The sequence below is a fragment of the Nocardia sp. NPDC004568 genome, from assembly GCF_040609955.1.
GTDB lineage: Bacteria > Actinomycetota > Actinomycetes > Mycobacteriales > Mycobacteriaceae > Nocardia.
Genome location: NZ_JBEXLL010000017.1, coordinates 21,081 through 40,889, shown reverse-complemented (window position 1 = coordinate 40,889; position 19,809 = coordinate 21,081). Strand labels below are relative to the sequence as shown.

Sequence of the window (19,809 nt, the reverse complement as noted above, 5' to 3'; positions counted from 1 at the left end):
CCTGCTCCGGTCACGGCCGGCCGGCGGGTGTGAACGCGGAGTCCCAGTACTTGGCCGGGTCCTCGGCCTTGTCGAGGAGCTTCGCACTGCTGAGTACCTCGACGGTGGCGCGCCAATTGGCTTCGGAATTGGTGCCCGGCGCCTTACCCGCGGTGTCCGGTGTGCTGAGCAGCGGAATGGTCTGCTCCCACTGCTGGAGCAGTACCTGCTGCGGCGGCAGCTGCGGATCCTTGCCCTGCATCGCGGCGACCGCCGCCTCCGGCTTCGCGACGGCGGCCGCGAAAGCCTCGCTCGTCGCGTCGACCATGGCCTGTACCAATTCGGGTGAGGATTCGATGGTGCCCTGGTTCACGATCAGCCCGTTACTGAAGAAGTTCAGCCCCTGGTCCGAATAGCGCAGATAACGGACCTCTTTACCGCTCTTGTTCGCGATGGTGGGGCCCTGGTCGTGGGCGAACCCGATGAGCCCGTCGACGCGTCCCGAGAGCATCGCCGACATCTTGCCCGCCGAGTCGAGGCTCTGCTGGGTCACCTGATCCGCCGGCACGCCCGCCTTGTCGAGATACACCGGGAAGGTGGTGGTCGGTGCGTCGCCCGCCGAGACGGCAATGGTCTTACCCGCCAGGTCGGCCGGTGTCCGGATATCCGAATCGGCGAATACCTGCACGGCCGAGGGGGTGGTCTGGAGATAGACGCCGACGCTCTTTATCTTGACGCCCTTGTCGATATTGCCGAGCACCGCCGGGGTATCGGCCCAACCGAAGTCGGTCTGTCCGGAACCGGTGGCCTGCGCGGTTTTGGTCGAGCCCTGACCCGCCGAGATCTTCAGATCGATACCGTGCTTGGCGAATATGCCTTCCTGCACCCCGTAATAGAACGGAGCGTGCTCGCCGTAGGGGTACCAGTTGAGCATCAGCGATACCGCCGTGGTCTTCCCGTCGGTGCCGGGGTCCTTCGCGTCGGTGCCGCCGCCCCCGCAGCCTGCCAATATCAGGATCGATGCCACCGCGGCGGCGCCGATCGTCGTGAGTCTGCGAATTCCGATTTTCATGCGATTTCTCCAGCTGTGGCGCGAATGCGGTGGTTCGGCATGCTCATGCCGCGCCGACGACCGAGGCCGTGGATCGGCGGGAGGCGTGCCAGGGGATGAGGAACTGCTCGGCGATTTCGATGATCGCGAAAAGGATGATGCCCAGCAGGGACATGATGATCAGGGCGGCGAACAGCATTGCCGTATCGATATTTCCGTTGGCCTGCAGGATCACGTAGCCCAGGCCCTCGTTCGCGCCCACGAATTCGCCGACGACGGCGCCGGTGACCGCGAGGGTGGCGGCGATTTTGAGACCGGACATCAACTGCGGCAGCGAGGCCGGGAAACGCACCTTCACGAACGTTTTCCAATTGCTCGCCCCCATGGTGGAGGTGAGCTCGAGGATCTCGGGATCCACCGAGCGCAGCCCGGCCATCCCGGAGATGACGATCGGGAAGAATGCCATCAGTACGGCGACGAGGATTTTGGGGCCGGTGCCGAACCCGAGCCATACGATGAACAGCGGAGCGATCGCGATTTTGGGGATGACCTGGGCGAAGAGGATGAGCGGGTACATCGTCCGCTCGACGCCACGCGAGTAGATCATCACCAGGGCGACGGTTTCGCCGATCAGCGCGGCGATCACGAAGCCGACCACCGTCTCGTAGGTCGTGACCCAGGTGTTCTGGAGGAGGTAGGTCGAGTTGTCGGCGGCGGTGCGCCAGGTATCCGCCGGCGACGGCAGAATGTAGGGCTCGACGAGCCCGAACGCGGTGACGGCCCACCAGGCGACGACGAGTACCGCCACCAGGGCGAACGGCCGCCACACCGACGACCACACAATGGATGGAGAGGGAAACTTCCGGCGCCGGGTGCGGACGGGTCGCGTCCCCTTCGGCGCGGCGGAATCGACCTCGACGGACGTGACTACCGCCATCTGGAGTCCTAAAGCTAGTAGTGGAGCGGGGTTCGCACTACACCCGCTGGGAATGCGCTTTCCGAAGCTGCCACCGAGGCTAGTGTGACCGGACCCACAGTGTCAAGGGTTTCGGATCGACCCAGGTCAGACCGCTCGCAAAACGCTGCTGTCGCGCAGGATCACCCGGCCGGGCACGAATTCGTGGGTGCGCGCCGCGGTGGCGGAGTCGTCGAGCGCGAGCGCCACGGCCCGCTCGCCGATATCGACCAGCGACAGCGCGACCGTCGACAGACCGGGTACGTGATCCCGCAGGGTCGGGATATCGTCGAACCCGGCGACACAGACATCGTCGGGCACCGCGAGGCCGAGTTCACGCCACGCCGCGATCGCCCCGATCGCCATCACGTCGCTCACGGCGAAAACGCAGGGCCGGACAGCGCCGGACTGCCCGGACCGCAGGTCCAACGCGGCGGCGAGGCGACGAGCGGCACTGAAGCCACCGTCACGGGAGAAGTCCCCCGCGATCTCCACCAGCGGCGTCACGCCTCGCGTCGCGAGCGCTTCGACGAAGCCGTTGCGCCGGTCGACCGCGGTTCTGATATGTCCCGGCCCGCCGATGACAGCGAAATCCCGATGCCCCTGCTCGAGCAGCGAGTACGCCAATTGTGCCGAGGCACTGCGGTTTTCGGGCTCCACGGCGGCACCGAAGGACAGCGGTTGCCCGATCACGACGACCTTGCCGCTGTTGTCCAGATATCGCGCGCACTCCTTCTCGAGGTCACGGTCGAGATCTCCGCTCTGACGCGAACCCGCCAGGATGATCGCGTCGGCCCGGTGCGAGATGAAGGTGCTCACGGATTCGCGTTCGATATCGAAATCGCGTTGCGTACTGGCCAGCAGGACGAGTTTGCCCGCCCGGCGCGCCGCCGTCTGGACACCCTGCACGATCGAGGAGAAGTAGGGATCGGCGATATCGTGCACCACGAGCCCGATGAGCCCGGTCGAGGACCGCGCGAGGGCTTGGGCCTGGGCATTCGGCACGTATCCCAGCTCGGCGGCGGCGGCGCGCACCCGGTCTGCGACACCTTCGCCGGGAACCCGTGACGAGCCGTTGAGCACGCGGGACGCGGTCGCCTGGGAGACGCCCGCCCGGGTCGCGACGTCTTGCAATCTCACAGCCGCCATGGCTTCGTTCCTCGTTCTCTCGGTACACGTGGGGGGTTGACCGGACTTCGGGACTAGCATAGCTTGGAAAGCGCATTCCGGCGCTGACTCGTCCACTCGATGTGTGCGGCTCCTCCGCACCGTCCACGACCCATTCTGCGGTCGTCGGCCCCGCAAATCAGAAGAGGCACAGACAATGCCCGATCCCACTCCCCCACGCACGCTCCGCATCGCCATGAACGGCGTCACCGGTCGCATGGGTTACCGGCAGCACCTGGTGCGATCGATCCTGCCGATCCGCGACGGCGGCGGGTTGCTGCTCCCGGACGGCACTCGGGTCCTGGTGGAGCCGGTCCTCGTCGGCCGCGATCCCGCCAAACTCGCCGAACTCGCCGAACAGCACGGTATCGCCGAGTGGAGCACCGACGCCGCCGCCGTCATCGCCGATCCGTCCATCGACATCTACTTCGACGCGCAGGTCACCTCGCGTCGCGCCGAGGCGCTCGCGGCAGCGATGAAGGCGGGCAAACACGTCTTCACCGAGAAGCCGACCGCCGAGACGCTGACCGAGGCGGTCGAACTCGCCAGGGTGGCCGCGGACGCCGGCATCACCGCGGGAGTCGTACACGACAAGCTGTACCTGCCCGGCCTGGTGAAGTTGCGCAGACTCGTCGACGAAGGCTTTTTCGGCCGGATCCTCTCGCTACGCGGCGAATTCGGCTACTGGGTCTTCGAGGGCGACGGCCAACCCGCCCAGCGACCCAGCTGGAACTACCGGTCCGAGGACGGCGGCGGCATCGTCGTCGATATGTTCTGTCACTGGAACTACGTGCTCGAGGGGCTGCTCGGCAAGGTCGAGGCGGTCACCGCGAAGGCGACGACCCATATCCCCACCCGATGGGACGAACAGGGGAAGCCGTATCCGGCCACCGCCGACGACGCCGCCTACGGGATCTTCGAGATGGAGAACGGCGTCGTCGCACAGATCAACTCCTCGTGGGCGGTGCGCGTGTACCGCGATGAGCTCGTCGAGTTCCAGATCGACGGAACGCACGGCTCAGCCGTCGCCGGCCTGCGCAAATGCGTCGCGCAGCATCGCTCGCACACACCCAAACCGGTCTGGAATCCGGACCTCCCGGTCACCGAGCCGTTCCGTGAGCAATGGCTGGAAGTGCCCGCGAACGCGGATCTGGACAACGGTTTCAAGTTGCAGTGGGAGGAGTTCCTCACCGACGTGGTGAACCGACGACCGCACCGCTACGGGCTGCTCTCCGCCGCCCGCGGCGTGCAGCTGGCCGAACTGGGGCTGCGCAGCTCCGCCGAGGGCCGGCGGATCGAGATCCCGGAGGTGACGCTGTGACCGCGACATCCACCGGTGTGTCGGTCGCACTGCCCACGGACGGCCGGCTCGAGCCGTACGTTCTCGGCGCGCCGGGTGAGTGGACGCGTCCGGCGCGGCCGATCACCTCTCGCGTGGCCTTCGCTGCCGCGCATGTGATTCCGCGGGTGACCGGGGACAACACACCGGGCGCGCCCGCGGCCCTCGACTGGGACGCGACGCTGGCCTATCGGCACGAGTTATGGTCCTACGGGCTCGGTGTCGCCGATGCCATGGACACCGCGCAGCGCGGAATGGGCCTCGACTGGCCGGCGACCGCGGAACTGATCCGGCGATCCGGCGCCGAGGCGGCCGCGGTCGGCGGCAGGCTCGCCTGCGGCGCCGGGACCGATCAGCTCGACCTCGCCGATCTCCCCTCCGGCTCGGCCGGACTCGTCCGGATCGTCGATGCCTATCGCGCGCAGATCGACGTGGTGACCGACGCCGGAGCCCAGGTGATCGTGATGGCCTCGCGGGCACTCGCACAGGTCGCGGGATCCGCCGCCGACTACCTCTCCGTCTACGAGAAACTGCTGGCCGGGGTGGATCGGCCGGTGATCCTGCACTGGCTCGGCACCATGTTCGATCCCGCGCTGGACCGCTATTGGGGCAGCGCCGATATCGATACCGCCACCGAGACCTTTCGTACGCTCATCGAGAACAATCGATCGAAGATCGACGGGGTCAAGGTCTCGCTGCTCGACGCGGCACACGAGGTCGCACTGCGACGCGCGCTCCCCGACGGGGTACGGCTGTACACGGGCGACGATTTCAACTATCCCGAGCTGATCATCGGCGACGCGCAGGGGCATTCGGAGGCACTGCTGGGTATCTTCGCGGCGATCTACCCCGCCGCGTCCACCGCGCTACAGGAACTCGACAACGGCAATGTGACACGTGCGTCGGAAATTCTCGGCGCCACCCGGGCACTCGGACGGCACATCTTCGCCGCACCGACGTACTACTACAAGACGGGTATCGCGTTCTTGTCGTGGCTCAACGGCAGGCAACCGGGTTTCTCGATGGTGGCGGGACTGTCCACGGGCCGATCCGTACCTCATCTGGCCGAATTGTTCCGGCTCGCCGACAAGGCCGGTCTGCTGTCGGACCCGGAACTGGCCGCGCACCGGATGCGGGTCTACCTCGAACTGAACGGATCGATTTCATGACTTCGGTGGCGGCACGGCAGGAACCCTTCGATCTTGCGGACCCGTACCGGTCGCTGTCGCTGAATACGGCGACGACGAAACGGTGGACCCTCGCCGAGGCGGTGGACGGCGCTGCCCGGGCGGGGCTCGGCGCGATCGGGCTGTGGCGGGATCGGGTCGACGAAATCGGTGCCGCCGCCGCGGCGAAGATCGTCGCCGATGCGGGGCTGCGTGTCTCCAGTCTGTGCCGCGGCGGCTTCCTGACCGACGCGGGTGACGGGCAGGCGGCACTCGACGACAACCGCCGCGCCATCGATGACGCGGCGACACTGGCCACGCGGGAACTGGTGATGGTGGCCGGCGGCATACCGGACCGGGACCTCGTCGCCGCCCGGGCGCGGGTGGACGAGCGGCTCGCCCGGCTGGTCCCGTATGCGGCCGAGCGCGGTGTCCGCCTGGCCCTGGAACCGCTGCACCCGATGTTCTGTGCCGACCGCGCGGTGATCTCCACCCTGGCGCAGGCATTGTCGATAGCGCGGCCTTATCCGGCGGAGACCGTGGGCGTCGTGGTCGACACCTTCCACATCTGGTGGGATCCGGCCGTGGCAGAGCAGATCGCACAGGCCGGTGCCGCCGGACGGATCAGCTCCTATCAGGTGTGTGACTGGCTGAACCCGATGACCGCCGATCCGCTGCTGTCGCGCGGCATGATGGGCGACGGCGTCATCGATTTCGCGACCATCGGGCAGTGGGTTCGCGCCGCCGGTTACCGCGGCGACGTCGAGGTCGAAATCTTCAATGCCGCAGTGTGGGCCGCCGACGGCCGCGAAGTGATCGAAACGATGAAGCAGCGCTACCGGGATCTGGTCCTACCGTCCCTCGTGGATTGAAGGAGACGGGGCAGCCGGCCCAGGACCACAGCCCTGGGCCGGAGCTCACCGCGGTGCGCCCGGTTCAGCCCGCCAGTTTCGTTCGCAGCGCCGCGAGGGTGGCGTCGTCGGCGCCGAGCCCGCTTCTGACGAAGTCGTCCATCGAGCCGAACGACTGCCGTACCTGATCGAACGCGGCATCGAGGAATTCGCGCTGGACACCGAGCACGGGCTCCCACAGCGCCGGGTCCTCGACCAGGCCCTGCTGCACCAGCGTGTCCATCAGTGCTTTGTTCCCGGCGGCCAGAGTGTCGTTCGAGTGCAGATAGTCCTGATAGATCTGCCCGTCGGGTACGCCGAGTGCGGACATCAGTATGGCGGTCATCCACCCGGTACGGTCCTTGCCGGCGGTGCAGTGATAGAGCACCGCGCCCGGTTCGGTGGCGATATCGCGCAACGCCGCCGCGAACCGGGTGCGGGAGGTCGGGTCGGTGACAAGCCAGCGGTAGTAGTTCCGCATGTACTCGGCGCCCTTACCGTCGCCGAGCGCTGCACGCTGTGCCTCGGGGCCGCCGGCGATCAACTGGTTCATCATCACGTAGAGATCGTTCTGCGCGTCGAACACCGGATACTCGGTGCGCTGTATCCCCGCCGGAAGACGGTCCGGCCCCTGGGATACCTCGGTCGGGCTACGGAAGTCGATCACCCGGGTGATACCCAGATCCACCAGCTTCTGCTGTTCACCGGAATCCAATTTCGCGAGGGCGTCGGCACGGTACACAACGCCGAACCGCACCTTGTTTCCGCCCCGTATCGGATAGCCGCCGATATCGCGGGCATTGGGCGCATGCGGCAAACCCAGCGCCCGATCCGCATTCGCAGGGGCCTCCCGCACGGGAACCGCCGGGCCGGCCAGAGCCGGGGCGGTCGTGAGAGGCAGAACACCGACGAGAACAGCCGCGGAGGCTGCCAAAACGCCGCGCGCGGTGGAGGAGAACGTCACGGGTATTCCTTTCGAGCGTGAGCCGAGCCGGCCCGAAGGGTTCCGGCAACGAACGGGCGCAGCACACCGTCCGGTCCGCCGGAACGAACGCGACACGCCCGGTCACGGCCGGGACGGTGGTGCGCCTCACACCGTAGGGACACCCGGCGGACCACGATCCCGGTCTTCCCGATCAATGGGCAGGTTCGACGCGAACCGGTGCCCGGACGCTCCGGCCCTTCCGCCACAGGCCGGTCCGGGCCCGGTTCGCGCGCTCGGTCACCCGACGTTCAGATCATCGCCCCGCTCGACGACTCGGAACACCGCGATGCGTTCCGCGCTGGCGGCCACATCGTCGGGTGCCGGACTCGGCGACAATCCGTTGTCGGCATAACGCTTCCCGACCCCGGCCGGGCTCTGCTCGACCAACTGACGCAGCACCGGGCGGCGGCTCTCGACCGGTAGCTCCACCAGTCGCGCCTGCGTCGAGCGACGACCGCGGGTCAGGGTGACCTGCTCGGCCGCCCGCGCATTCGCCACCCAGGCCGCCTTCGGAAACGCCTGCACGATATAACGCTGACCCGCCACCACCACGACCGCGATCGCGAATGTGCGCAATCGGCCGGTCCGCCTTCCGGCGACGGTCAGCAACTGCATGGGTCCGAACGCTATACCGACTCGTTGCAGCGCGATGATCACGAAGTTCACCGCATTGACCACGCGTCGCTTGCGTTGCTGGTTCGACATGAACGACCCTCTCCGGGTGAGTAAGTGCTTACTCACCCAGGATGAGTGAGTGCTTGCTAGCCTGTCAAGACATGACCAGCGCGAAGAGGCGGACCCGGATGAGCCCAGCGACGGCGGCGGTATCGCCCCGGGCACAGTCGACCCGTCTCCGGATCCTCGACGCCGCCGCGGCGGTGATGAGCGAACGCGGTCTGGCCAATGCCACCACCAAGGAAATCGCCCGCGCCGCGGGATTTTCCGAGGCCACGCTGTACAAGCACTTCCAGGACAAAGAGGACCTGTTCCTCACTGTCATGCGCGAACGGCTGCCCACCGATTTCGTCGGACATCTCGCCGGACTGGCCGACCGCGCGGGAACCAGCACTGTCCGGGCCCTCTTACAGGAGGTCGCCGCCCGCGCGCTGCCCTTCTACCGGGAGCTCACGCCGATGCTGGGCGCGGCATTCGCCCAGCCGGACCTCCTGGCCCGGCACCAGGGCGTCCTGAGCGCCACCGGTCTGGGCCCGCACCTGGCGCTCTCGGCACTCGCCGACTACCTGCGCGCCGAGCAGCGGCTGGGCCGGCTCACCGAGCGAGCGCTACCAGACGCATTCGCCGCGCTCCTGCTCGGCGCCTGTTTCCAGCGCGCCTTCCTGATCGAGTTCGAGGGCGAACATCTCGATGATCAATCCGCGGACGAGTTCGCCCGTGGATTGATCGACAGCCTGCTGCCGGATTGATCGGGCAGGTCCCGGCCGGTCCCGCGCCCGTTACCGGCAGCGGCACAGTCGTACCCGGTCGCTAGTCGAGCCTTCGCACGGCGCCCCGGTCGGCGGACTGGGCCAGGGCGGCATAGGCGCGCAGGGCGGTGGAGACCGGGCGTGCGCGGTCGTGGGGACAGTAGCCGGTGCCGTTCTCCAGCCGGATACGGCGAGCGGCGAGTTCGGCGTGCGCCACCTCGAGGCGGAGCACGCGGCCCGGGATATCGATGTGGACGGTGTCGCCGTCCTCGACCAGTGCCAGCGGTCCCCCCGCGGCGGCTTCCGGAGAGACATGGCCGACCGCCAGGCCGGAACTGCCGCCGGAAAAGCGGCCGTCGGTGACGATCGCGACGGAACCATCGAGCCCACGGCCCTTCAGATACGCGGTCGGATACAGCATCTCCTGCATACCGGGGCCGCCGCGGGGGCCCTCGTAACGGATCACCAGGACCGAGCCCGGGACCACACGGCCGGAGAGGATCGCCTCGCTCGCCTGCTCCTGCGAGTGCGTCACCACTGCCGTGCCGGTGAAGACCGCCATATCGTCCGGCACGCCGGCCGATTTGACCACCGCACCGGCGGGGGCGATGTTGCCGCGTAGAACCGCCAGGCCACCGTCGGTGGAGTAGGCGTGCGCCGGATCGCGGATACAGCCACGCGCCGCATCGAGGTCCAGCGACTGCCACCGCGCCGACTGGGAGAAGGCCGACGCGGAGCGGGCACCTCCGGGGGCGGCGTGGAAGAGCTCGAGTGCCTGTCCGGCGGGCGATGCGCCCCGCACGTCCCACCCGTCGAGCCACTCCTTCAGCGACTCGGCGTGCACCGCGTGAACATCGGTGTGTAACAACCCGGCTCGGTTCAGCTCGCCCAGGATCGCCGGGATGCCACCGGCTCGGTGGACGTCCTCCATGAGATAAGCGCTGCTCGGGGCTACCTTGCACAGACAGGGGACCTCACGGGAGCGGGCCTCGATATCGGCGAGGGTGTAGTCGAGCCGGGCCTCGTGGGCGGCGGCGAGCAGATGCAGGACGGTGTTGGTGGAGCCACCCATCGCCAGATCCAGGGTCATGGCATTGTCGAACGCCGCCCGGGAGGCGATCGCGCGGGGCAGCACGGAGGGATCGTCGTGGCGGTAGTAGCGCTCGGCCAGATCCATCACCGTACGGCCGGCGGCCTCGTAGAGGGATCGGCGGGCGGTGTGTGTGGCAAGTGTGGTGCCGTTGCCCGGCAGGGCCAGGCCGAGGGCTTCCAGCAGACAGTTCATCGAGTTGGCGGTGAACATACCGGCGCAGGAGCCGCACGTCGGGCAGGCCGCCTCCTCGATGCGGGCGATATCGGCGTCGGACACATTCGGATCCACCGCGTCGGCCATGGCGGTCACGAGATCGAGGCGGGCGCGGACAGTGCCGTCACCGAGGACGGTCCGGCCGCCCTCCATCGGGCCGCCGGAGACGAATACTGTCGGGATGTCGAGACGTAGGGCCGCCATCAGCATTCCCGGGGTGATCTTGTCGCAATTGGAGATGCAGACCAGGGCGTCGGCGCAATGGGCCTGCACCATGTACTCGATCGAGTCGGCGATCAGGTCCCGGGAGGGCAGCGAGTACAGCATCCCGCCGTGCCCCATCGCGATGCCGTCGTCGATGGCGATCGTGTTGAACTCCCGGGCTATTCCGCCCGCCTGCCGGATCGCCGCGCTCACAACGCGTCCCACCGGCTGCAGGTGAGTGTGCCCCGGCACGAACTCGGTGAAACTGTTGGCGACGGCTACGACGGGTTTGGTGCCGATATCCGCCGACGGGACCCCGGAGGCCCGCATCAATGCGCGGGCTCCGGCCATGTTCCGCCCGTGGGTGACCGTACGAGATCTCAGTTGTGGCATGCGGTCGATACTCACCGGGAATCGCCCCCCGGCGAAGACGGCGGTAGTACTAGTACTTCCACTACCAGCACTATCCTGAACGGATGGATACGGCGGCACAACGACGCGCGGAGCTGGGCGGATTCCTGCGCGCGCGGCGTGCCCGACTGGATCCCACCGAGGTCGGCCTGCCGCCGGCGGGGCCCCGGCGCCGAGGCGGGCTACGCCGGGAGGAGGTCGCCACCCTCTCCGGGGTGAGCGCCACCTGGTACACCTGGCTGGAGCAGGGCCGTGAGATCCAGCCGTCCCGGCAGGTCCTGTCCGCGCTGGCCCGCACACTGCGGCTGACCGCGACCGAAACCACCTATGTCCTCTCACTGGCGGGTTACGCGCCGCTCCCCGCCGACGCCGAACCGGTCGCGCCGGCGGCACCGGCCCATGTGCAGCGACTGCTCGACGCCCTCACCGGGTTCCCCGCCTACGCCGTCGCCCCGGACTGGACCATTACCGGTTGGAACGCGGCATACGCCGACCTGTACCCCAATGTCACCGCGGTCGCGGCCGCCGAACGCAATCTGCTGCGACTGGTGTTCACCGACCCGTACGTTCGAGACCTGCTGCCCGACTGGGAGGACACCAGCCGTCGATTCCTCGCCGAGTTCCGCGCCGAGGCCGGGCCCCGCCTCGGGGATATGGCCCGTTCGCCGATCATCCAGGAGCTGCTGCAATCCAGCCCGCACTTCCGTGAGGGCTGGCGCAGTCACCACATCGAGGGCTTCGCCTCGCGCACAAGGGTATTCCGCCATCCGGCACGAGGGCTGCTGCGCTACGAGCACCATCGCCTGGCGCCCGCCGACCATCCGGATCTGCATGTGGTCGTCTACATCCCGGTGGGGTGACCCCGGTGACGGAATTCGCCGGCGCCGACCGTCGCGTCCATGGGTGCCGCGCGCACCGATCCGGCCGGACGGACCGCTCCGCGAGCGCGTCGGCCATCGATCCTATATGCCTGCCAGTGGCACATTCCAGGCGTCGTACTCGTACACCCAGTCACCGTTGCCGGCTGTTTTCAGCCACTCGTTGGACCGGGAGCCGCGCTGGATCCGGGCGGTCCGGTCCATCCGGGTGTTCTCGTATCCGGCCAGGGCGCCGGCCACACCGGTATAGCCGTCCGACCCGAGGCAGCGCGCCAGCACCACCGCGTCCTCGATCGCCTGCCCCGCCCCCTGCGCCATGAACGGCATCATCGGATGGCACGCGTCGCCGAGCAGGGTGACCGTGCCCTGGGTCCACGCGGGCAGCGGATCACGCACGTACAGCGCGGATTTCAGGACGTCGTCACAGGCGTCGAGCAGGGCGCGCGCCTCCGGGTGGAAGTCCCGGTACAGATCACGCAGTTCGGCGGCGCTGCCGGGGGTCGTCCACGACTCCTCGGTCCACTCGTCCTGCGCACAGGTGGCGAAGATGAAGATGTCCTTGCCCTGGCTCAGCGGGAACGTCACGATCTGCGTCGCGGCGTCCGGTCCCCACCATTTGGTGAAGCTGTCCAGATTCGGCACCGCGGCGACCGCCGCCGCCGGGACTACCGCGCGGAACGCCACGACACCGGTGAACGTGGGGTGTTCCGGGCCGAACAGCGCGGTGCGGACCGCGGAATGGATACCGTCCGCACCGATGATCACATCGGCTCGGTGCACACCGCCGTCGGCGAAATGGACGGCACCGTCACGGATATCGACGACCTGCCGGCCCAGCGCGATATTGCCCTCCGGCAGCGCCGACTCGAGGGCCGACATGAGATCACCACGGTGCAGGGTGAGCTGCGGTGATCCGTAGCGTGCCTCCGCCGACGAGCCCATCTCGAGCCGCGAGGTCTCCGCGCCCGTATCCCAGGTCCGGCTGATCCGGAACTGCGGCCGGGCCGCCGAATCCCGCAGCGCCGCACCCAGCCCGAGGCCGTCGAGCGCCCGGACGGCATTCGGCGTGAGATTGATATCCGCGCCGACCCGGGCGAATCGGCTCGTCCGCTCGAAGACCTGCGCGTCGATGCCGAGCTTCCGGAGCGCGAGAGCCGCGGTGAGACCGCCGATACCCGCCCCGCAGACGGCCACACTCGGTGCCTTGCTCATGATTCTGTCCTCAACTTTCGAGAGTGTGCGTGCGATCCGAACCGCCGGCGGATCGGGTGCCGCTGTGTGACCCGATGGCGCCCTGGGCCTCGATCTCCACTTTCAGGCCGGGTTCGACGAGCGCCGATACCTCGACGAGCGTCGAGCACGGGAAGTCACCGGAGAACACCTCGGCGCGTGCCCTGCCGACCGCGGCCCGGTCGGCGATATCGGTCAGATAGACACGTAGGACGAGGATGTCGTCCACGACGGCCCCGCAGGCCTCGGTGAGCGCCCGGACCCGCCGGAACGCCTCCTGTGCCTGCAGATAGGCGTCGGCCCCGCCGACGATCCCGCCGGGCCCGCCCGCATGCATCCCCGACAGGAAGAACTGATCGCCGTGCACCCGGGCATTGCTGAACATGCCCGGCCGCGGCGCTTCCGCGACCGTCTCCGCCGCGACCCGGGTCATACGCCGCGCCGCTCGTCGGATTCGCGGGTCAGCCGTTCGCGCACCGGCACGAAGTCGTAGGTCGGGTAGAAATCGGTCTGGAAGACACCCCATGCCCGCCGTTCCAGCTCCACATTGACGGCGGCGAGCCGTGCCACCGGTAGCCGCAGGGTCACGATCTGTCCCACACCCATCGCGACCACCCAGGACACGACTTCGCAGCCCGCGGGCGGAAAGTGCTGCCACCAGCCGGCGTCGTCGAGCCTGCTCTGGATCTGCTCCAGGTTCTGCGACTGGTCGTGCCGCAGGAACACCGTCAGCATCATGGTGTCGGCGGCATCCGCCCGCGGCGCGCTCATACCGTTTCGCCCGCCAGGATCGCCGCCTGTTTCTTCGCGTCCGCCCGGTAGATGCGGCGGATCCGCGAAACCCCGAGGTCGTGCTGGTACAAATGCTCTTCGTGGTCGGCGTCGGCGGCCAGGGCCTCGAGCACCTCGCGGTCCTGTTCGAGCACCTCCCAGTGCCGGGCCTCGAGCCGGGTGCGGTAGAGGAACCGCCACACCTCGCGCTCCCAGCCCTCGACCCGACGGGTGCGCCAGTGGAAGATCGCGGCGTTGTCCGCGTCGATCGGGGTGGCCATACCGACGATGCCGAAGACGCCGCCGGGGCCGGCGTTCGGCGCGTACGGGATCTCCAGGTCGACGTAGTCCATGGAACCGCGCACGTACTCGACCCAGTCGAAGTTCACGCCGACCTGATCGGTTTTCTCGAAGAAGAAGCCGCGGTCGGTTTCCCGGATCCGGAAGCGCGCCGAGGTGTCGCCGCCGAACATCGAATGCGAATCGCGGTGCAGGAACGCACCGTGCATCGGGTCGAGGACATTGTCCATGTAGAAACGCCAGGGCCCGGCCCATTCCGCGAAGTTCGGGAACCAGGACACGGCCTCGTCGGTGAGCCGGTCGGGCAGGACGAACGGCGTGGGTTCGGAGTCCTGGGTCAGCGGGACGAACGCGAAGATGGTGTCGGCGGCCTCGACGACCCGCAACGACACCGTCGCCCGCTTACCCTCGAGCGCGCAGCCGGGCATCCCGGGCACGGAGACGACGGTGCCGGTGCCGTCCACCTGGACACCGTGGTACTTGCAGGCGAGCCGGTCGCCGAGGTGCTGGCCCACCGACAGCGGCGCGCTGCGATGCGGGCAGCGGTCCTCGAGCATATGGACGGTTCCCCGCGGATCCCGGAACAGCACCCAGTCGACGGACAGCCGGGTGACCTTCTTGGATTCGCCGGGTTTCACCATGCGCGAGGGCAGGATCGGATACCACCGGTCGCGCAGCCCGGTGGCGGCGATATCCGCGGCGGTCATCTCCTTGCGGACGCCGACCGCGCGCTTCTTCGGACCGCCGGTCGCGGTCGGGACGGATGTGGTCACGGTGGTCATCTCAGTCTCCCAGTCGTCGCATCTCGGCGCGGAAATTGTCCTCGGTCCAGGCCTGCCCGTCGGGCGCGTGCAGGCCCAGCTCGTTCAGTCCCGCGATCAGCCCGGGCAGATCGTGGGTGCCCCGGCCGAAAACCTCCATGATCGAACCGGACAGCTTGGTCTCGTAAGGGCTGATCGGCTCGGGGTGGGTCTGATGGGGCTCGAGGTAGTGCTCGGTGGTGTCAGGCATGGGTTTTCTCCTGTTGCTGCGATGCCATGGCATCGAGACCTTCGGCGATGACGGTGAACGCGGTGACCCATTCGTTGAACGAGGCGGCGCGTTCGCGGTGGGCCGGGATCGTGCCGCCGTCGATGACGACGAACACTCCGTTGTCGATGCCACCGGCGATGCTCTGGGCGTGCGCGATATCCGCGCGTTCGTCGGGGACCGAGGCGATCACCAGGGTCGGGGCGACCACCTGTGCCAGGAGTTCGCCGTATCCGGGAGCGTCCGGGTCGACCTCCGGGTCGCCGAGTACGAGGCTGGTGACGAGCGCGGGATACCGGGCGGCGAGGGCGATGGCACCGTAGGCCGTGGCACCCGTGGCGAGAAGGTGGACGCGGTCGTGGCCGAGGGCCGTGACGCCGGCGGCGACCTCGTTCGCCCAGGCGTCGACGGACTGCGGGTCGGCCGGGGGCGGCGCGGCGGACCGGTGCGCGATCGCGCCGAGCGTTTCGACCTGGTCGGCGAACCAGCGGGCCGGATCCGGTCCGGCGTGCAGGCACACCAGCGCGTGCGCCGGGGTGTCGTCGTCCCATTCGTTGCCGGTCATCGGATCAGTCCTCCCGCACCGGGATGTGCACGGGTGGGGTGAACGGGCCGGGCGGTGGTTCGACCGCGGCCACATCGACCTCGACGATCGCCGGACCGCGGGTCGCCACCGCGTCCGCGAACGCTTTCTCGAAACGCCCCGGGCCCTGGACCAGGGTGTAGGGCATATCGAGTGCGGCCGCCAGCAGATCGAACCGGGGCGTGAACAGGTCGACACCGGACCGGTCGAAACCATTGGCCGCCTGCATGTTGCGCAGGACGCCGTAACCGCCGTCGTTGAAGATCACCACGACGCACCAGGCGCCGCTGCCGGCGAGCGAGGCGAGTTCGCCGAGATGTACGGCGAGCCCGCCGTCGCCGGCGATCACCGCGGTCGGTACCTCGGGCCGGCCGAGCGCGGCGCCGATCCCCATGGCCAGCCCCTGTCCGATCCCCCCACCGAGGGGGAAGATATTGGTCTCGCGTTCGTAGAAGGGCAGCAATCGGTTGCCCCACTGGCTGGAGGGAATGGTCACATCGCGCGCGACCACGGATTCGCGCGGCAGTACCGACCGCATTCCTTCGCAGATCTCCGCGTACCCGCCGATATAGGCCGTGAGCGCCGCGCGGACCGACACCCTGGTGTCGGTGACCCGGCCGGACCACCCCGGTTCCACCGAGGTGCGCGTCAGGCCGGCGTTGATCGCGGAAAGGGTTGCCGCGGCATCACCCACGAGGCCGACCTTCGCCGGATAGATACGGCCGATGGCCGCCGGATCCACATCGATCTGGATCTGGGTTACCGGTAACCGCAGGTGGTAGCTCTTGGTCTCGTTGGAGCGGAAGTGGGTACCGATCGACAGCAGCAGATCGGCGTCCGCGAGCAATGGCGCGACCTCCGGCGCCGTGGCGAAGTTCCCGATCACCAGCGGGTCGTCCTCGGGCACGATCGCGCGCCCCGAGTTGCTGGTCAGCAGCCCCGCTCCGAGAGTGTGCAGCAGGGTGGCCAGCTCGGATTTCGCGCCGGCCGCTCCCCCGCCGACCCAGATCAGGGGGCGCTCGGCCGCCGCCAGCAAGGCGACGGCCTCGGCGATCGCGTCGCGCTCCGGTACCGGCACATCGAAGGCCGGCGGCCGGTAGTCGCGCTGATCGGCCGGACGCGCCAGATATTGCAGATCCGAGGGCCATTCCACGCTGGCCGGGCCCTGCGGCGCGGCCAGGATATGGGCGATGGCGGTTTCCAGATCCGCTTCGACGTCCTCCGCTGCTTCGATGGTGGCCGCGTAACGGGAGACGGCATCGAGCATCTGCAGCTGTTTGGGCACCTCGTGGATGACACCCCGGGGCGACCCGCCGGAACCGAGGTATTCGCTCTCGATCTGGCCGGTCACGTGCAGGACCCGGCTGCCCGCGGTCAGCGCTTCGAGCATGGAACCCGCGGCATTGCCGGCGCCGGTCCCGGTGCTGGTGATCGCGACACCGATCCTGCCGGTCGCGCGCGCGTACCCGTCGGCGGCATTGACCGCGGCCGCCTCGTGCCGCACCTCCACGAAGTTCAGCTCCCGCGCCACCGCTTCGACGAGCGGCAGATTGTGGATGCTGATCACGCCGAAGGCGGTGTCGATGCCGTGCCTGCGCATTACGGCGACGAGCACATCGCCGCCGGTGGGCTCCTTCGCGCCGGGGCTGTCGGTGGTCGTCATGGATATGTCCTCCGGAGAGATCTGGGAACGGCGGATCCGCCGGGCCGGGCTGATGGTCAGATGTAGCGGCCGACGCCACCGCCGACGTCGATACTGGCGCCGGTGGTGTAGCCGCTCAGCGGCGAGAGCAGGGTGACGATAGGGAACGCGACCTCCTCGGCGGTGCCGAACCGGCCCAGCGCGATCCCGCGGTCGGCGGCGATCTCGGCACTCCACGCGTCGTAGTCGAGGGCGGTCCCCGAGGCCTCGAACCGGCGGCGCCACTGGCCGGTGTCGACGAGCCCGAGCAGCACCGAATTCACCCGGGTCCCGTCCGCGGCGAGGTCCTCGGCCATGGAGTGGGTGAGATTGAGCAGCGCGGCCCGCGCGGCCGAGGTGACGGCGAGCCGGGGTTCCGGCTGCCGGGACAGGATGGCGTTGACATTGACGACGGCACCGCGGTCCGCGGCGGCCAGCCGACTGCGGGCCGCACGCACCAGGTTCCAGGAACCGAAGATCTTCAGGTCGAATTCCGCGCGGATCTGCTCGTCGGTGGTTTCCGCCAGCGGCGCCATCAGGGAGCGCCCGGCATTGCACACCAGCCCGTCGATACCGCCGAAACGCTCGGCGGCGGAGCCGATGAAGGCTTCGACGTCGTCCCGGTCGGTGACATCGCAGGCCGCGAGGTGGACCCGGGCGGGATCGGCACCGTCGATCGAATCGATCGCGGCGCGCAAGCGGTCCAGATCGCGGGCACAGGCGGCGATCCGGGCGCCCTCGGCGAGCAGCATCCGGGTCGTCGCCAGTCCCACCCCGGAGCTCGCGCCGGTGACGACCACGGTGCGGTCGGTGAGTTGCAGATCCATCGAGGGTCGATCTCCTTGTGCGAGGAAGGTTTCGGATAGCCGGGTGTGGTGGTCAGTTCATGACGAATCCGCCGTCGACCACCAGCGTCTGGCCGGTCAGGTAGCTCGCCGCGTCCGAGAGCAGGAACTGCACCGTGCCCGCGACATCGTCGGGGGTCTGTTCGCGGTCCAGGACCTGGTTGTCGGCATAGAGCCGATACCGCGATGCCGGCACCGTGGCCGTGGCCTCGACCCTGGTCAGGCCGGGAGCGACGGCGTTGACCCGCAACCCGTGCGGGCCCCCGTCCCGCGCCATCGTGCGGGTCATCGCCATGACCGCGCCCTTGGAGCCGACATAGTGCACCAGGCGGGGTGAGCCGTACAGGGCGGCGTCGGAGGCGATGTTCACGATGGCGCCGTGGCCGCTCCGCGCCAGCTGGGCGAAGAGATGCTTACTGACCAGCCAGGTCCCGAACGCGTTGACGGTCATCACCTTCTGGAAGAACCCCTCATCGAGTTCCCAGAACGCGTCACCACCCACACCGTCCGCGAGTGCGGCATTGTTGACCAGCGCCTCCGCGCCACCCAGGGCGTCCACCCGGTTCGCGAGGGCCACCACCGAATCGCGGTCGGCGATATCGGTGACCACCGCGGTGACGTCATACCCCTTGTCCCGCAGTGTCTTCTCGGCGCCTTCGGCCAGTTCGGCGCGCATCTCCGCGATGACCACCCGGTCCCCCGCGGCGGCCAGCCGTTCGGCGATCGCGAAACCCAGCCCACGGCCGGCCCCGGTGACCACGACAAGTCTGCTCATTCGTCCAGTTCCTTCCAGAACCGCAGGATGTGCGCGGCCGTCTCGACCGGCTTCTCCTGCACAGCCGCATGTCCGGCGCCCAGGATCAGCCCGAAACGCGCCCCGGGAATCGCGTCGGCCAGCAGCCGGGACTCGTCGACGCCGGTGACTATGTCGTCCGCGCCGACCAGCACCAGCGTGGGTGCCATCACGGTGGCCAGGCTCGGCCCGGTATCGGTCCGGGCCATGTACTCGGCGGCGGCCGTGTAACCGGGCAGCCGGACCCGTGCCATATCGGATTCCACAGCGCGCGCGATCTCTTCGGCGCAGCCGGGCGAGACCAGGCGCGGCGCGCGGGCCGCCGCGAACGCCGGTCCGCCGAGTTCACGCAGCTCACCGATTCGTGCCCGCATCGCCCGTGCCCGCTCCGGGTGTACCCCCGAGCCGCGGGTGCTGTCGGCCAGGACGAGCGAACGGACCGACGCCGGATGCGCGGCGGCGACCGCGGTCGCGATCACCCCGCCCCAGGACGTGCCGAGCAGATGTATGGGCCCGCCACCGAGTTCGGCGATCAGTTCCGCGACCACCAGCGCGTGGTCGTAGCCCGTGGTGGATCCGTCCGCGCTCGGGGCGGGGTCGGCGGACCGCCCGTAACCCGGTGCGTCCCAGCAGTACGTGCGGTAGCCGTGCGCGCTCAGCACCTCGGCCAGCGCACCGCAGGCTGCCGCACTTCCGCCGATACCGTGCAGGAGCAGCACCGGATCGCCCACGCCGCGGACTTCGAGCGAGATCCCCCGCGCCGAAACCCACCGGGTGCTCCGGGCCGGCGCGGCCGTCCCGGTCACGGCTGCACCCGCCGCA

Annotated in this window: 21 protein-coding genes; 5 read left to right on the top strand and 16 right to left on the bottom strand. The window is 68.7% G+C overall.

Translation table 11 applies throughout. The annotated features are described in order from the left end of the window. Nucleotides 1-10: 10 nt before the first annotated feature. The 3 genes from ABZV91_RS11015 to ABZV91_RS11005 all read right to left on the bottom strand — a co-directional run bounded on the left by ABZV91_RS11015 (nt 11) and on the right by ABZV91_RS11005 (nt 3,134). Nucleotides 11-1,051 carry an ABC transporter substrate-binding protein gene (locus ABZV91_RS11015; protein ID WP_355238819.1) on the bottom strand — a complete coding sequence of 347 codons (1,041 nt, stop codon included), beginning with the start codon at nt 1,049-1,051 and terminating at the stop codon, nt 11-13. 43 nt (nt 1,052-1,094) lie between these two features. Further along, the gene (locus ABZV91_RS11010; protein WP_355238816.1) at nt 1,095-1,967 is read right to left on the bottom strand and encodes an ABC transporter permease; all 873 of its coding nucleotides are present in this window, start codon (nt 1,965-1,967) and stop codon (nt 1,095-1,097) included. 126 nt (nt 1,968-2,093) lie between these two features. Next, nucleotides 2,094-3,134: a LacI family DNA-binding transcriptional regulator gene (locus ABZV91_RS11005; protein WP_355238813.1), complete on the bottom strand. Its 1,041-nt coding sequence runs from the start codon at nt 3,132-3,134 to the stop codon at nt 2,094-2,096. A 175-nt stretch (nt 3,135-3,309) separates the two neighbouring features. Here ABZV91_RS11005 and ABZV91_RS11000 point away from each other — a divergent pair, with 175 nt between their 5' ends. Genes ABZV91_RS11000 through ABZV91_RS10990 form a run of 3 tightly spaced genes read left to right on the top strand, consistent with a single transcriptional unit; the run spans nt 3,310 to nt 6,529 of the window. After that, nucleotides 3,310-4,473: a Gfo/Idh/MocA family oxidoreductase gene (locus ABZV91_RS11000; RefSeq protein WP_355238810.1), complete on the top strand. Its 1,164-nt coding sequence runs from the start codon at nt 3,310-3,312 to the stop codon at nt 4,471-4,473. Then, the gene (locus tag ABZV91_RS10995; protein ID WP_355238808.1) at nt 4,470-5,660 is read left to right on the top strand and encodes a dihydrodipicolinate synthase family protein; all 1,191 of its coding nucleotides are present in this window, start codon (nt 4,470-4,472) and stop codon (nt 5,658-5,660) included. Before ABZV91_RS11000 ends, ABZV91_RS10995 begins: the two co-directional genes overlap by 4 nt. After that, nucleotides 5,657-6,529, top strand: coding sequence for a sugar phosphate isomerase/epimerase family protein (locus tag ABZV91_RS10990; protein WP_355238806.1), 873 nt, complete (start codon nt 5,657-5,659; stop codon nt 6,527-6,529). Before ABZV91_RS10995 ends, ABZV91_RS10990 begins: the two co-directional genes overlap by 4 nt. 64 nt (nt 6,530-6,593) lie before the next feature. Here ABZV91_RS10990 and ABZV91_RS10985 read toward each other — a convergent pair whose 3' ends face one another. Both ABZV91_RS10985 and ABZV91_RS10980 read right to left on the bottom strand, forming a co-directional pair. Continuing rightward, on the bottom strand, nt 6,594-7,511 hold the full coding sequence (locus tag ABZV91_RS10985) for a tyrosine-protein phosphatase (protein WP_355238803.1): 918 nt from the start codon (nt 7,509-7,511) through the stop codon (nt 6,594-6,596). Between the two features lie 258 nt (nt 7,512-7,769). Next, nucleotides 7,770-8,237: a nitroreductase/quinone reductase family protein gene (locus tag ABZV91_RS10980; protein ID WP_355238800.1), complete on the bottom strand. Its 468-nt coding sequence runs from the start codon at nt 8,235-8,237 to the stop codon at nt 7,770-7,772. 71 nt (nt 8,238-8,308) lie between these two features. Here ABZV91_RS10980 and ABZV91_RS10975 point away from each other — a divergent pair, with 71 nt between their 5' ends. Further along, a complete protein-coding gene (locus ABZV91_RS10975; protein ID WP_355238797.1) occupies nt 8,309-8,956 on the top strand; it encodes a helix-turn-helix domain-containing protein in 648 nt (215 codons plus the stop codon). 61 nt (nt 8,957-9,017) lie between these two features. Here the strand turns inward: ABZV91_RS10975 and ilvD are convergent, their stop codons facing one another. Then, nucleotides 9,018-10,859 (bottom strand): dihydroxy-acid dehydratase, encoded by a 1,842-nt coding sequence (ilvD, locus tag ABZV91_RS10970; RefSeq protein WP_355238794.1) that lies wholly within the window; start codon nt 10,857-10,859, stop codon nt 9,018-9,020. 83 nt (nt 10,860-10,942) lie between these two features. Here ilvD and ABZV91_RS10965 point away from each other — a divergent pair, with 83 nt between their 5' ends. Then, nucleotides 10,943-11,737 carry a helix-turn-helix transcriptional regulator gene (locus ABZV91_RS10965; protein WP_355238791.1) on the top strand — a complete coding sequence of 265 codons (795 nt, stop codon included), beginning with the start codon at nt 10,943-10,945 and terminating at the stop codon, nt 11,735-11,737. A gap of 102 nt (nt 11,738-11,839) precedes the next feature. Here the strand turns inward: ABZV91_RS10965 and ABZV91_RS10960 are convergent, their stop codons facing one another. Genes ABZV91_RS10960 through ABZV91_RS10915 form a run of 10 tightly spaced genes read right to left on the bottom strand, consistent with a single transcriptional unit; the run spans nt 11,840 to nt 19,793 of the window. Next, nucleotides 11,840-12,967 (bottom strand): FAD-dependent monooxygenase, encoded by a 1,128-nt coding sequence (locus ABZV91_RS10960; protein WP_355238788.1) that lies wholly within the window; start codon nt 12,965-12,967, stop codon nt 11,840-11,842. A gap of 10 nt (nt 12,968-12,977) precedes the next feature. After that, nucleotides 12,978-13,418, bottom strand: coding sequence for a RidA family protein (locus tag ABZV91_RS10955; RefSeq protein ID WP_355238785.1), 441 nt, complete (start codon nt 13,416-13,418; stop codon nt 12,978-12,980). Continuing rightward, nucleotides 13,415-13,756: a hypothetical protein gene (locus tag ABZV91_RS10950; protein WP_355238782.1), complete on the bottom strand. Its 342-nt coding sequence runs from the start codon at nt 13,754-13,756 to the stop codon at nt 13,415-13,417. The genes ABZV91_RS10955 and ABZV91_RS10950 overlap by 4 nt, the downstream gene beginning before the upstream one ends. Then, a complete protein-coding gene (locus tag ABZV91_RS10945; RefSeq protein ID WP_355238779.1) occupies nt 13,753-14,838 on the bottom strand; it encodes a Rieske 2Fe-2S domain-containing protein in 1,086 nt (361 codons plus the stop codon). The genes ABZV91_RS10950 and ABZV91_RS10945 overlap by 4 nt, the downstream gene beginning before the upstream one ends. Nucleotide 14,839: 1 nt before the next feature. After that, complete coding sequence (locus ABZV91_RS10940) at nt 14,840-15,067, bottom strand: recombinase-like helix-turn-helix domain-containing protein (protein WP_355238776.1); 228 nt, start codon at nt 15,065-15,067, stop codon at nt 14,840-14,842. Further along, the gene (locus ABZV91_RS10935; RefSeq protein WP_355238773.1) at nt 15,060-15,650 is read right to left on the bottom strand and encodes a hypothetical protein; all 591 of its coding nucleotides are present in this window, start codon (nt 15,648-15,650) and stop codon (nt 15,060-15,062) included. The genes ABZV91_RS10940 and ABZV91_RS10935 overlap by 8 nt, the downstream gene beginning before the upstream one ends. A 4-nt stretch (nt 15,651-15,654) precedes the next feature. Continuing rightward, nucleotides 15,655-17,331: a thiamine pyrophosphate-binding protein gene (locus ABZV91_RS10930; RefSeq protein WP_355238770.1), complete on the bottom strand. Its 1,677-nt coding sequence runs from the start codon at nt 17,329-17,331 to the stop codon at nt 15,655-15,657. Nucleotides 17,332-17,387: 56 nt separating this feature from the next. Beyond that, on the bottom strand, nt 17,388-18,176 hold the full coding sequence (locus ABZV91_RS10925; RefSeq protein WP_355238767.1) for an SDR family oxidoreductase: 789 nt from the start codon (nt 18,174-18,176) through the stop codon (nt 17,388-17,390). A gap of 52 nt (nt 18,177-18,228) precedes the next feature. After that, nucleotides 18,229-18,969, bottom strand: a complete 741-nt coding sequence (locus ABZV91_RS10920) for an SDR family oxidoreductase (protein ID WP_355238764.1) — start codon at nt 18,967-18,969, stop codon at nt 18,229-18,231. Further along, nucleotides 18,966-19,793 (bottom strand): alpha/beta hydrolase, encoded by an 828-nt coding sequence (locus ABZV91_RS10915; protein WP_355238761.1) that lies wholly within the window; start codon nt 19,791-19,793, stop codon nt 18,966-18,968. Before ABZV91_RS10915 ends, ABZV91_RS10920 begins: the two co-directional genes overlap by 4 nt. Nucleotides 19,794-19,809 lie beyond the last annotated feature (16 nt).

Bases quoted from the DNA above. Each gene is read 5' to 3' on its own strand.
- ABZV91_RS10980 (WP_355238800.1), bottom strand. From the start codon at position 8,237: ATGTCGAACCAGCAACGCAAGCGACGCGTGGTCAATGCGGTGAACTTC.
- ABZV91_RS10955 (WP_355238785.1), bottom strand. From the start codon at position 13,418: ATGACCCGGGTCGCGGCGGAGACGGTCGCGGAAGCGCCGCGGCCGGGC.
- ABZV91_RS10945 (WP_355238779.1), bottom strand. From the start codon at position 14,838: ATGACCACCGTGACCACATCCGTCCCGACCGCGACCGGCGGTCCGAAG.
- ilvD (WP_355238794.1), bottom strand. From the start codon at position 10,859: ATGCCACAACTGAGATCTCGTACGGTCACCCACGGGCGGAACATGGCC.
- ABZV91_RS10935 (WP_355238773.1), bottom strand. From the start codon at position 15,650: ATGACCGGCAACGAATGGGACGACGACACCCCGGCGCACGCGCTGGTG.
- ABZV91_RS10975 (WP_355238797.1), top strand. From the start codon at position 8,309: ATGACCAGCGCGAAGAGGCGGACCCGGATGAGCCCAGCGACGGCGGCG.
- ABZV91_RS11015 (WP_355238819.1), bottom strand. From the start codon at position 1,051: ATGAAAATCGGAATTCGCAGACTCACGACGATCGGCGCCGCCGCGGTG.
- ABZV91_RS10920 (WP_355238764.1), bottom strand. From the start codon at position 18,969: ATGAGCAGACTTGTCGTGGTCACCGGGGCCGGCCGTGGGCTGGGTTTC.
- ABZV91_RS10930 (WP_355238770.1), bottom strand. From the start codon at position 17,331: ATGACGACCACCGACAGCCCCGGCGCGAAGGAGCCCACCGGCGGCGAT.
- ABZV91_RS10950 (WP_355238782.1), bottom strand. From the start codon at position 13,756: ATGAGCGCGCCGCGGGCGGATGCCGCCGACACCATGATGCTGACGGTG.
- ABZV91_RS10925 (WP_355238767.1), bottom strand. From the start codon at position 18,176: ATGGATCTGCAACTCACCGACCGCACCGTGGTCGTCACCGGCGCGAGC.
- ABZV91_RS11005 (WP_355238813.1), bottom strand. From the start codon at position 3,134: ATGGCGGCTGTGAGATTGCAAGACGTCGCGACCCGGGCGGGCGTCTCC.
- ABZV91_RS10965 (WP_355238791.1), top strand. From the start codon at position 10,943: ATGGATACGGCGGCACAACGACGCGCGGAGCTGGGCGGATTCCTGCGC.
- ABZV91_RS10960 (WP_355238788.1), bottom strand. From the start codon at position 12,967: ATGAGCAAGGCACCGAGTGTGGCCGTCTGCGGGGCGGGTATCGGCGGT.
- ABZV91_RS11000 (WP_355238810.1), top strand. From the start codon at position 3,310: ATGCCCGATCCCACTCCCCCACGCACGCTCCGCATCGCCATGAACGGC.
- ABZV91_RS10990 (WP_355238806.1), top strand. From the start codon at position 5,657: ATGACTTCGGTGGCGGCACGGCAGGAACCCTTCGATCTTGCGGACCCG.
- ABZV91_RS10940 (WP_355238776.1), bottom strand. From the start codon at position 15,067: ATGCCTGACACCACCGAGCACTACCTCGAGCCCCATCAGACCCACCCC.
- ABZV91_RS11010 (WP_355238816.1), bottom strand. From the start codon at position 1,967: ATGGCGGTAGTCACGTCCGTCGAGGTCGATTCCGCCGCGCCGAAGGGG.